This is a genomic window from Fibrobacter succinogenes subsp. succinogenes S85, assembly GCF_000146505.1.
GTDB lineage: Bacteria > Fibrobacterota > Fibrobacteria > Fibrobacterales > Fibrobacteraceae > Fibrobacter > Fibrobacter succinogenes.
Genome location: NC_017448.1, coordinates 3,120,846 through 3,132,939, shown reverse-complemented (window position 1 = coordinate 3,132,939; position 12,094 = coordinate 3,120,846). Strand labels below are relative to the sequence as shown.

Sequence of the window (12,094 nt, the reverse complement as noted above, 5' to 3'; positions counted from 1 at the left end):
AATAATCTAGGTAACACAATGACAGCAGAAGAACTTTACAATCGTCTCAAGTCCGTCAAGCCGGGCGCAGCCCTTTGCACTTACACCATGGAAAAGGTGGAAAAGATGCTCCCGCTCATCAACGAAATCAACGAGCTCAAAAAGCAGCAGGATACCGTTATCCTCGCCCACAGTTACTGCGCTCCTGAAATTCTTTTGGGCGTTGCCGATTTCACTGGAGATAGCTTCAAGCTCAGCAAGGACGCCACCACCGTCCAGCAAAAGACCATTCTCTTCTCTGCCGTGCGTTTCATGGGCGAAACTGCCAAGATTTTGAACCCGCAGAAGGATGTGATTATCCCGGGCCCGCTCACGGGTTGCAGCCTTGCCGATTCCATTACCGGCAAGGATGTCGAAGAACTCCGCAAGCAGAATCCGGACTACACGTTTGTCTGCTACATCAACACGACTGCCGACGTGAAGGCCGCCTGCGACGTCTGCGTGACAAGCGGTAACGTGATGCACATCGTCGAAACGATTCCGTCCGACAAGATTTTCTTTGTACCGGATGCTCTCATGGGCCAGAACATCATCGACGAAATGAAGCGTCGCGGTGTCAAGAAGGATATCAAGCTCTATAACGGTTGCTGCTACGTTCACGAAAACTACGACCCGGATTTAATCCAGTTCTTCCGTAGCCAAAACCCGAATCTCAAGGTGATTAGCCACCCGGAATGCAACCCGTCCGTCGCTATGCTCAGCGACTACGTCGGAAGCACGGGCCAGATGGTGAGCTATATCAACCAGCAGCCCAAAGACAGCTGCATCTTGCTCCTCACGGAATGTGGCCTCAATGCCCGTATGCACTACGAACATCCGGACATGAACTTTATCGGTAGCTGCTGCATGTGCAAGTACATGAAGTCGAACTCGCTCGAAAACATCTTGGAAGCTCTCCGCCACCCCGAAAAGGCGGAACACATCTCGCTCGACGAAGGCGTGCGCGTGAAGGCCAAGAAGTGCATCGACGCCATGTTCAAATACGCCGAATAAAGCCTCCTAACACATCGCGAAATTAACCAAGGCGCCCTTAAAATTCTATTTTAGGGGCGCTAATTATTTTTGGAGGAAAAATGAGAAAAATTTTATTGGCAATCGCTCTGTTCTGTACTGCGGTTTTTGCACAGCCAGAAGACAGAGATTTCAGCTACTGGCCGCGATCCTATTTTGCAAGCATAGGCTTTAACGTCATTGCAAACCGCGGAGGGTTGCACCATCGTGATATCAAAATCCAAGATGAAGACGGCCTCACCGAAACCATCAACATGCCAACAGCAAAGATTCTCCTCTCCCCCGATTATAACATCGGCGTAAATATCCGCGAATTTTCACTCGCCGCTTCGTTCCAGTACTGGACACAAGAAACAGCAATAAAAGACCTCCCGGATGAACAGGACATGCGCTACATGCGAATCGGCGCAGAATTCACCTACAACTTTTTCTACCCGGACATTTTCCAGGTGGGCGTCGGGCTTGGGTACTCCTACACTAATCTCAAGATTAAAAAGAACACCACCAGCATCAAGGGATTTTTCGATACGACCTTGATGGGTTCCGGAATAGCGTTAGTCACGAACATGCGCTACAACCTGACAGAACACTTTGGGCTCATCCCGTCTTTACGCATTTTTGAGACCTGGTACAAGGCCGTCAACACAAAGAATAGCGGTACCGTAGAGCTTAAAAACTATATTTGGCAAACCTACGTAGCCGTATCTATCAATGCGATGGTACAGTTTTAATTAAAAACTAAAGAAGGCACAAAAAATGATAACATTCCTAATTGGTGTTGCAATCCTCATCCTTGGATATTTCACCTACGGCAAGTTCGTCGAACGCGTGTTCGGTCCCGATGACCGCAAGACTCCGGCACTCGCAAACCCGGATGGCGTTGACCGCGTCCCGATGCCGCACTGGAAAAACGTTCTCATTCAGCTTTTGAACATTGCAGGCATTGGCCCTGTGATCGGCGTGATTCTCGGCATCAAGTTTGGTGCCATCGTGTTCATTTTGCTCCCGCTTGGAAACGTCCTCGGCGGCGCAGTGCACGATTACTTCAGTGGCATGATCAGCATGCGCAATAACGGTTACAACGTTCCGGCACTCTCCCGTAAGTTCTTGGGCAAGGGTCCGGCAAAGCTTGTGATGACACTCATTTCCGTAGCACTCATTCTCGTTGGCGCCGTGTTCACCACGACTCCGGCAGCACTCGTGAACACCCCGATTCTCGTCGGCAGCCACGTTTCTCCGACTCTTTTCTGGATTGCCGTTGTCTGCATTTTTGCCTATTACTTCATTAGCACCTTCTTCCCGATTGACAAGATTATCGGCCGCATCTACCCGATTTTTGGCGCCCTCTTGATTCTCGCCTCCCTCGCTATTTTCGTGGGCATCATCCCGAACTTGAACGTCCTCGATGAATTCTGCTTTGCAGACATCATGAGCAACTTCCATAAGCATCCGGCTGGCCAGCCGATCATCCCGATGCTCTTCGTGACGATTGCTTGCGGCATCATCAGCGGATTCCACAGCACGCAAAGCCCGCTCGTTGCACGCACTGAAGTCACCGAAAAGACCGGTCGCCAGACGTTCTACGGCATGATGATTATTGAAGGTTTGATTGGTATGATTTGGGCTGCAGGTGGCATGTTCATTTACCACCAGATGCCGGAACTTTTGACAGGCGCTTCGGGCGTGAAGGTTTTGAGCGTTCTCGTTTCGACCGTGATTCCTTGGGCTCCGATTTCGATTCTCGTGGTCGTGGGCGTAATTATCCTTGCTATTACAAGTGGCGACACAAGCCTCCGCAGCCTCCGCCTTACGATTGCTGAACTTACGGGCCTTGAACAGACCTCCGTGCGTAACCGTTTGATTCTCACGATTCCGATGTTCGCTCTCTGCGCTGTGATTATCTTCTGGAGCAACTTGAACCCCGAAGGTTTCAATATCTTGTGGAACTACTTCAGCTGGAGCAACCAGCTCATGGCCGTTTGCAGCCTCTGCGTGGCAACGGTTTACCTCCGCAGCAAAAAGAAGAACTTCTGGATTGCGCTTATCCCATGCATGTTCATGACGTTCATTACGGCAGATTACATCCTCTGGGTAAGCCCGGAAAACCTCAAGGGCGCTCCGCTCGGCTTTGGTCTTGATTACAAGACTGCTCTTGTGATTGCACTCCACGACGCCGCTATCCTCGGTTTCTTCCTCTGCGTCCGTGGCAAGGAACTTACCAAGATGCCTGGTTTCGATGCCGATGTTTGGAGACCGGAACTGGACGAAGGTAAAATTCCGAAGGCTCAGTAAACTAGAGATTCGTAAGCTTTACAAGCGCCGCAAAATTCGTGCAAGTCAAAGGTTCAATCAAAAGCATCACGTTCCATAGCCAGCAAAATGGCTTTACCGTGATGCGTCTGAACGATATTGAAAGCAAGAAAGTCGTTGTCATCACGGGAACATTTCCCGCTTTGCAACCTGGCGAAACAATCTCTGTAGAAGGCGACTGGGGTTCGCATCCGAAATACGGAAAGCAATTCCAGGCGACTTCTTTTGAATACCTCGCCACCGAAGACAACGATATCCTTGAATACTTGGCAAGCGGTCAATTTCCGGGTGTGGGGCAAAAGATTGCCGAACGCATTGTGGAAGCTTTTGGCGATGCAACCGCCGACATTCTCGACAACAATCCAGACAAGTTCCGCGAAGTAAAAATCAAAGGCTTCCCCGCCCGCAAGGTGGAAGCTTTTTTGGCACGTTGGCAAGAAGCACGTCACAGCCGCGAAACAATGCTGTTCTTGTACAAGCACGAAATTGTCGGCAGTGTGGCAAAGCGCCTTTGGAACAAGTTCGGGCAAGCGACAATTGAACGCATCACACAGAACCCGTACATGCTCTGCGAAGAAGTCTGGGGCATCGGATTCTTGAAGGCCGACGAAATTGCGCAAAAAGTCGGATTCCCGAAAGACAGCCCCGAGCGTTTTCAGGCCGCATTGCTTTACACATTGCAAGAAGCGTCTGTGAGCGATGGGCACGTATTTTTGCCCAAGAACGTACTCCTGGAACGCACGTTCCGCAACTTGCGTTTAATGCAGGACGATGAAGGCGCCATCAACACGCTCCTCGACGAATTCGAAAAGGCAAGCGAATGCGGGCGCATCACGCGCGAAGGCGACGACTGCTATTTTCCGCCGCTTTACAATGCCGAGCAGCGCATCGCAGACAACATCAAGCTCCGTTTGCGATACAACGAGCTTTCAACGGAAGGCTTCGAAGACGCCCTGGCGCAGTGGGAACGCGAACACAAGTTCAGCTTTGACCCAATCCAAAAACGCGCTATCCAGATGGCGCTCTCGCGAAAGATATCCATCATCACAGGTGGACCAGGTACAGGCAAGACGACAATCCTTAAAGGGATTTTGTACCTCGCCCGCCAAATGGAAGAATGCGTAAGCCTCACCGCCCCAACGGGGCGCGCCGCCAAGCGCATGGGCGAATGCTGTGGCGAGAAAGCCCGCACAATCCACCGATTGCTCGAAGTGGACCCGATTTCGGGCAAGTTCCACCGCGATGGCGACAACAAGCTCCAATGCAATTTGCTCATCGTCGATGAATTCAGTATGGTCGATACGTGGCTTGCCGCCTCGCTCCTCGAAGCGACGCCACTCAACGCGCGAATCGTTCTCGTGGGCGATGCCGACCAGCTCCCCAGCGTGGGAGCTGGCAATGTGCTGAACGACTTGTTGCGTTGCCCCAAGATTCCGAGCACCCGCCTTCAGCACATTTTCCGCCAGGCCGGCGGAAACGACATCGCCGACAAAGCATCTAAAATCAATCAGGGCATTAGCCCCTCGCCCATCGAAGGAACGAACTTCCACTTTTTGCCCTACGAGTCGGCCGATGAAGCTAAAGACATCATCGCCCGCCTCGTCACGCGCGGCATCAAGGAAAAAATCGACATCAACACGCAAGAGATGCAACTCCTCACGCCGATGCGCAAAGGACCGCTCGGCATTTACGAACTGAACAACTTCTTGCAAGACCTCCTGAACCCCGGCAAGGAACGCATTAAAATTGCCAGCGGCAACTGGAGCACAGGCGACCGCGTGATGCAAATCCGCAACAACTACGACAAGAACGTGTTCAACGGAGACGTCGGCATCATCTACAAAATCGGGAAAGACACGAAAAAAATTACCGTCTTTTACGATGACAAGACCGTGGATTACGAGCCCGACGAAGCCGATGAACTTATCCTTGCGTACGCCTGCACCATCCACAAGAGCCAGGGTAGCGAATACCCCGCCGTCATCGTCGTGCTAGATTCAAGCCACAGCATCATGCTGCAGCGGAACCTCATCTACACCGCCATCACGCGTGCGAAAGGTCATGTGTGGATTTTGTCTGCACCGGGAGCGTTCTATCAAGCCGTGCGCAACAACCGCAGCACAAGACGATACACACGCCTCACCGAGAAGTTGGATTAGCTCAGAGGATGACGAGTCGCAAAATGCGCGGGCATTCCCGCGCGCGTTAAGTTTACTTTGGCCAGTAGCCGGTCGGCTTTTGGTTCAGGTACATGAGCCTAGCCCATTCAGAACTTTTCGCTTCATCCATAAAGTAAAGTTCATCAAGCGAACCCTTGAAAACTCGGTCCACCTTACCGTTGGATTGCTTGCGAGCGCCAATGACAAACGAGCCATCCGATGTACGCTTATCATCCGTATGGTTGCGGCTAACCATAGTTTCTTCAAGTTCACCGTTCCTGTATATCGCCGTCGAATCGCCCGACTTGACGACCGTAAAATGAACCCACTGCTTGTAATCGGTTTCCGGCGCAGTCGCGATGCTAGCCTCATACCAATGATCCAAATCCGATTCATCGAGTTCCTTGAACATCCAGCTTGAACGGTCGCTATCGCCAGCTTGATACTTGAAATGGTATTCCGACTCCGACTTGCCCCAAATGAATCGAGATGTCGAAGTATCTTCAACATTCACCCAGAAAGACGCCGTAAAGCTAGACGTATCCTTCAACGCAAAGCCCCAATAATCTGCGGATTCCTGAATTTCAATAATGGAAGATTTTCCGTTAAATACAAATGCTCCGCCAATAATTCCATCGCCTGCGGTAACGTCAGTGACGCGTCCCATGAACGGATTATCGCCAGAAGTTTTGACTATCGAATCCGGAATTTCACGTTCGTCAAAGTTCCACGCCGCCATAAAGCCATCCGAAATTGTGAACGGATCTGCGGCGCGAATCAAGGCAAGCGCACTTCCGAAAGCATCGTCTCTCACGACACAAGCCTCCGTCACACTAGGTTCCTCAATAAAATCCGTTTCATTCCAGGCGAAAACGAGCTTTTGCGTTTCCCGTTGCGGGTAAAGCGTAGACAAGCGAACCCACAGCCCCGTCGGAATAGAGTCCTTGCCACAAACGACCTTGAATGTTGTCCAGAACGAAGCTGGCTCTAAATAAACTTTTAGCGAATAAAGATTCTTGACAAGCGACTTGCGGTCATCCGCATTCAAATCGTTCAAGCGGACATACAGCGGAAACCCTTCAATAGTATCGCGCAGGTCTATGCCAGTCGCCGATGTATTGAGCGGGATTTCCAAAGTGCGGGCAGAACTATCATAGTAAAAGGCCTGCTTTGCATCCGTATTTTCAACAAGAACGGCCTTGATGCTATTAGTGCCCTCCGAAGTACTCACTTGCACCGAATCATAGTACGATGCCAGTACACCGGTAAAAATCGCATAACGAACAATTCCATCTGTTATAATCTTGGCGGTTGACTTGTACGTTGAACCCACGATAGAAAGGCTAGCAACCGAGTCCTTGGTATCTTGCAAATAAATCTTGATGTCGTTACTTTGATTCAATCCCAAATTGACAGATTGCGCAGAATCCTTCGCAATTTTCAGGCCAGATTCGCGAACAGCAAATGTTTCGCCATCCGAATCTTCATAAAACGCTTCCAAGTTATAAACGCCCTCTGGCAAGTTATCAAATGCGAAACGCCCCGCAGAATCCGCAGTAGTCGCATAGTACGATGTGCTATCTTCTTTTGCAGGGTCATAATCCGCCGGCACGCAGTAAACACGAGCATAAGAGGCGCGCCTAAAAAAGTCCGGTCTTTGCGCTCCGTCAGCATAAGCAAGCGTTCCCATCAATTCTGGGGAACCGACTTCGGAGCTGTTTCCGCCCGCCACCTTGTTGTCAGAGCAAGATACGAGGAAAACCATTGCAAGCAACGCCTGCAACGCGAACAATGCAGAAACCGCCGATTTAGCCAATCGAGTATTTCGTTTCATTGCATCCTCACTTGGACAACGGGAAAATCTGGATATTCATCTGGAAAACGCGGCCACCGTCCTCGTCCTCATTAGCAATCATAGAAATTTTTTTGCGGAACTCATTGATGCACTTGACAATTTTCTTGTAAGATGCCTCCGAAATGCCGAGAGTCACACTGCTCACGTTCCTTTCGGTCGAAGGAACATTGGTAATGGACTCCTTCGCGAGATCAATAAATTCCTTGTGGTAATTGATAAAAGCCTGCTGGATGACCTTGTCGCCCGTGCTAATCGCCGGATTGTTCAAAATCCAGTTGCCCTTGGCGTCCTTCTTGATGAGCCCGACGCGTTCCAGCAAATCCACCGCTTGCCGCGCTTGCTCTCCAGAAATCGGCGGCATCAAGCGCGCCCCGAGAGCATCGTAATCGCCATCAAAACCAATCATCCCGATAATTGAGCGGATCGCGGAATAATACCAGTGCGAATAAACTTCATACTGGTACGCACGAGTCAAAAGCATCTGCTGCGTGAAACGGTAAGTTGCCGTGATTTCTTCCATGCGCTTCTTGTAGTTTTCACGCTCATCGCCGTTGGACGCCTGGCAGAAAAGCACCATCGCCTCGAAATATGCAGCCTCGCTTTCATCGAATTGCAAGCCACCGACAATTTTTGCAATGCTTGCCGGAGTGAGGCTCTTTTCGCCCTTCATCACACGCGAAATAAAATCCTTGGACGAAAATCCCAGCTTGTCCGAAAAACTCCGCAGCGAATAACGGCGGTTCAAGGCTTGCGCACACTCAAAATAGTGCCGCAAATAAGCGCGGTAATCATCAAATTCAAAAACTGACATGCGCTTCGGAGGGATTGAACCGAGACGCTCTTCAGGCTGCAATTTTTCTGCACTGGATTTCATACTCTAAAAATATATTGTAAAGCCGATTTTCGGTAAAAAAGCCCTAAAAACAGCCACAAAATCGTTGTCTACCGAGGACGCTTTGTTCCCGCGACACCTGTTTTCCCTCGACATTTGGAGCATCCGCATCTATCTTTATAGAAAAAGGAATTTTGCTCAGGCATCGGATTGAGCTATAAAAGCCCCACACCAAAACAAGCTCTAGCGATGCTACGAGAACAGGTCCATCTCTCAAACACGCAGGGAACGACTCCGGTCGTTCCCTTTTCAGTTCTAGCGTTTAGTGTAGATTTTCTGGTGCGATGGTCCGCGAGCTTTCAGAGCGCGGCCTTGAGCGTCAAAACGTCGCGCCGATTTAGCCATGTTCGCTACACCCACCGAGTTTTCGCGAGCGATTTCACGAACACCCGGCTTCAAGGCAGTCGTCTTTTCGACTTTCAACGGAGCCGTCACAATCCGCGAAAGCGTCTTTTCGTCCACCTTCACAGAAACCTTGTATTCGCCCTCACCCTTAACCTCAAGCGTTTCAAGAGTTTCACCTTCAAGAAGTTTCCCATCCTTGTACCACTGGAAACCATAGAAGCCCTTCGGAGCCTTGAGCGTTGATCCGTCCTGCGTTACATGCAACGTATCCATTTGCAAATGGGCATACACAATTTCGGCCAAGTGCTTTGCGCCCTCAACAGACGGATGCACCATATCTTCCAAATACCAGCTCGGATTTTCAAGGGCGCTAAAACGAGAATGCAAGTCAATCACGTTCACACCCTTTTCAAGCCCAGCCCGCAAAATAGCCGGATTCACGCGCTTTACGACAGCCGTATCAAGGATATTCCATTCTATGTTGTTCACATAAGGAGCCAAGCAAATAAAAACATGCGGCTTCGACTTCACCTGGAACGTGTCAATAAGCGCTTCAAAATCCGCCGTAATCGCAGAGTCCACCGCAGCATCCTGCGCCGGAGTATTCCAAGTCGTGTACGATTTCGAATCGTTCGTACCCAACTCGATGATAACCGTATCCGCCGCAAATTCAATTGCCGGCGCAAAGCGGTACCCCTTCCAATACGAAGCCTGATCGTCCTTGCGGACCGTAAGCCCGCTCACGCCAAAATTCTCGACCGTATCGCTCGGCGCATTTTCGCGAAGCATCCCCTGCAAATGATGCGGATAACTCGTCTGGTCCGGCCAGGACTCAATCCCGTAACCATACGTGATGCTATTGCCAACGCAAGCGACCTTACCCGCCGCAAACGCAGGCACAACTATAGCAGATGACACCATGGCCGCAGCCAAAACTATCTTCCCAAACATATTCATAACCATGTGATAAATATAATCAAGAACGAGGGATGACGAGATAAATTACAACCGGAATTGGTCTATTTCTTCCTTTGTCAATTCGCACATCGGCTTTCCAACTCTTTCTGCATAACGAGACAACTCCAACAAGTTCACATGCATTGAAGGAGCATCTTTGTACGGATCAGGAGTGGCCCTATACGCCTCCATGGATTCCGCCAGAATGACAGGCCCTTTAGTTCCATTCATAGGTGTAAGTCTCCAAAAGATGTTTAGCCGCGTTTTCGTTCACGAAAAATTGGTATTCGTGCAAAGCCCCTAAAAATATGGCTCCTAATACTTCAATATAGTGATTAAGTAGCTCTCTGTTAAGGGCAAAGCCGTGAATTGCGCCTTGATATCCCCACTGAATTGATTTATCAGCAGCAATAGCAAATAGATGTCCTCCTACCCCAATGTATTTTTGCGATCCACACAATCGCTTATTATTACGAGGAGCAGTACAAGCCCAATGGATAAATGCAGCCACGGAATTCTTGTCATTTTTTACTCCGATAAAACCCTGAATTTCGTTATTTTCCTTTAGCGCTAAAGCAAAGACCTCAACATTATCGGGAATTTCAATCCAATTGATTCCCCAACCGTTCTTTTCGTTGAATTTTTTCAGGAATGAACGACTTTCGATTTTAAATACAACCGTTTCCTTGATTTCGCCAGTTTCGGTATCCTTGAGACAAGGAACAATTTCATCAAGCCAAATGCCGACGCCACCATTCTTCACATCATTCTTCATTTTTAACTCCTCCCCGCAGACATGCTGAAAACAGCGGGGCTTTTGTTGTTTATAGAGCAACACATTTGCTCATCCGTACACCAAATATAGATTATCGGAAAACTATCGTCAAGAGGGTTGTACATTTTTGCCGAGCAATTTTACATTCGCACCATACCGAAAAACTCCACCAGCATGGTAGAGAATTTGCAATCGAAAATTTCGACCGCAAAACCAAAGACAACGCCTAAAAATGCGAAGTCCCACCGTGGTACGCATTGTTAAGAGGCACGGTGGGAATTGTTATTAACAAATATAGCTAATTAACTTTTGTCAGACAATAGTCGCTATTCAATTCCCTTGTCCTTAATCCACTTTTCCATCTTGGAGTTATCGAAGATTTCATCATATTCGTTCTTATTCTTTACCTTTTGAAGCAGAACATCCCCATTAATGGAGTCGACGAAATTCTTGACATCAGGATTTTCCTCAATAAGACGATCAAGAAAATCCCAATCAATTTGTTCATGGATTTTAGCAGGAATTAGAACACTACTTTGTTCCACATTCATTGCGTCGAGTTGGATAAAGCCTATGCCGAAAGAATTGTTAAGGCGTTGCATTTCTTCACGAAAATCATCATCTTGATCAAATTTCAAAGCGACCAAATAGCCTTCGTTAGCCCAACTAGAATTAGAAACTGCTTGGAAATAATACTCACGAAGAGTCGAGCTAGTGATTTCTTTTTTCATCTCAAATGAGAACAATTTCATTTTTGACTCATAAAAAGACTTAATTATATCCAGTGTTCCTGTTTGATACGAATCAAACGGGAAATAGACGGCCATCAAATCCGGATGTAACCAATGATTTCGCCCAATCTTATGTTTGGCTGAAGTCTCATGATAAATAGTCTTTGCATAACAATGAAAATGCGAATTCGAATAAACAAACTTCGTCAAAAGCGGATGTAAATCCCGTTCCGAAAATATTGTCTTAGGCTGTTTTATTTTTTGTTCTATGTCAGTAATCTTTACACCATTTTCAACATATTTCTTAAGAGCAAAACGCACAGGCCGCGTACCAATTTTTGCAAAAATAGTTTTAGCGTTATCCTTCATATCCACATATATTTGAGCGCAGATGGATTGCCAAGGCGTTTTACCAGAGGAACTACACTTGTTTTGAATTCCATATTTTTCAGCCTTTTCCCATATTTCCACATGGGAAAGTGCTTGGATGTTCTCGCGCTTTTTGGCTTCTTCAAGAACTTCTTCAGCAAGCTTCAAAAATGTATATGTCATAACGGGCTCCTTTATTACTTGTAATATAGATTATTCCTCATCCTCGATATAAAGGTCTGTTCCGGAAAAATCCTTCGACATTGTATCAAAGACACAAATTCCATCGTTTTTTCCTAATCATCAGCCCTCCCCAAGCCCAACAATAGGCCTACTTGATTATTTTCCATAACGAATGTAGCTTTAAAGTACCTCACAGAAGAACAACTCAAGGAGTTAGAAATGGCATTCGTTAGCATTGGACAGAAATATGGTTTTGTGAGTGCCGGCGATGTATTCCGTAAAAGACTTGCCGATGCCCATGCAGAAACACAAAAGGTACGTGACGAGCTCAACAAGGCCGAAGCCGAAAAGCTAGAAACAGCTAGGGCCCTTTTCAAAGATGGGGTCCCTTTGGAAACACTAATCCTCAGATTCAATCTGACCAAAGACCAAATTATCCCATAACACAAAAGGACGAGTTCAATCTCG

At 48.1% G+C, this 12,094-nt stretch carries 10 protein-coding genes; 5 read left to right on the top strand and 5 right to left on the bottom strand.

Annotated elements, in window-relative coordinates; all coding sequences use genetic code 11:
• The first annotated feature begins 18 nt into the window (after positions 1-18).
• From nadA to recD2, 4 genes are all read left to right on the top strand, one after another.
• A complete protein-coding gene (gene nadA / locus FSU_RS12885) occupies positions 19-1,032 on the top strand; it encodes a quinolinate synthase NadA (RefSeq protein WP_015732223.1) in 1,014 nt (337 codons plus the stop codon).
• 80 nt (positions 1,033-1,112) lie between these two features.
• The gene (locus FSU_RS12880; RefSeq protein ID WP_014546818.1) at positions 1,113-1,781 is read left to right on the top strand and encodes an outer membrane beta-barrel protein; all 669 of its coding nucleotides are present in this window, start codon (positions 1,113-1,115) and stop codon (positions 1,779-1,781) included.
• Between the two features lie 25 nt (positions 1,782-1,806).
• The gene (locus FSU_RS12875) at positions 1,807-3,342 is read left to right on the top strand and encodes a carbon starvation CstA family protein (protein ID WP_014546817.1); all 1,536 of its coding nucleotides are present in this window, start codon (positions 1,807-1,809) and stop codon (positions 3,340-3,342) included.
• Positions 3,343-3,380: 38 nt separating this feature from the next.
• Positions 3,381-5,519, top strand: a complete 2,139-nt coding sequence (recD2, locus tag FSU_RS12870) for an SF1B family DNA helicase RecD2 (RefSeq protein WP_014546816.1) — start codon at positions 3,381-3,383, stop codon at positions 5,517-5,519.
• Positions 5,520-5,571: 52 nt separating this feature from the next.
• Here recD2 and FSU_RS12865 read toward each other — a convergent pair whose 3' ends face one another.
• From FSU_RS12865 to FSU_RS12840, 5 genes are all read right to left on the bottom strand, one after another.
• Entirely contained in the window at positions 5,572-7,353 is a 1,782-nt protein-coding gene (locus FSU_RS12865) for a LamG-like jellyroll fold domain-containing protein (protein WP_014546815.1), read from the bottom strand.
• Positions 7,354-7,360: 7 nt separating this feature from the next.
• A complete protein-coding gene (locus tag FSU_RS12860; protein WP_015732221.1) occupies positions 7,361-8,248 on the bottom strand; it encodes a TIGR02147 family protein in 888 nt (295 codons plus the stop codon).
• Between the two features lie 273 nt (positions 8,249-8,521).
• Entirely contained in the window at positions 8,522-9,562 is a 1,041-nt protein-coding gene (locus FSU_RS12855) for a GDSL-type esterase/lipase family protein (RefSeq protein ID WP_244263642.1), read from the bottom strand.
• Positions 9,563-9,785: 223 nt separating this feature from the next.
• The gene (locus FSU_RS12845; protein ID WP_014546812.1) at positions 9,786-10,343 is read right to left on the bottom strand and encodes a hypothetical protein; all 558 of its coding nucleotides are present in this window, start codon (positions 10,341-10,343) and stop codon (positions 9,786-9,788) included.
• Between the two features lie 326 nt (positions 10,344-10,669).
• The gene (locus tag FSU_RS12840; protein WP_014546810.1) at positions 10,670-11,626 is read right to left on the bottom strand and encodes a COG2958 family protein; all 957 of its coding nucleotides are present in this window, start codon (positions 11,624-11,626) and stop codon (positions 10,670-10,672) included.
• Positions 11,627-11,845: 219 nt separating this feature from the next.
• Here FSU_RS12840 and FSU_RS12835 point away from each other — a divergent pair, with 219 nt between their 5' ends.
• Entirely contained in the window at positions 11,846-12,070 is a 225-nt protein-coding gene (locus FSU_RS12835; protein WP_014546809.1) for a hypothetical protein, read from the top strand.
• Positions 12,071-12,094: the final 24 nt, after the last annotated feature.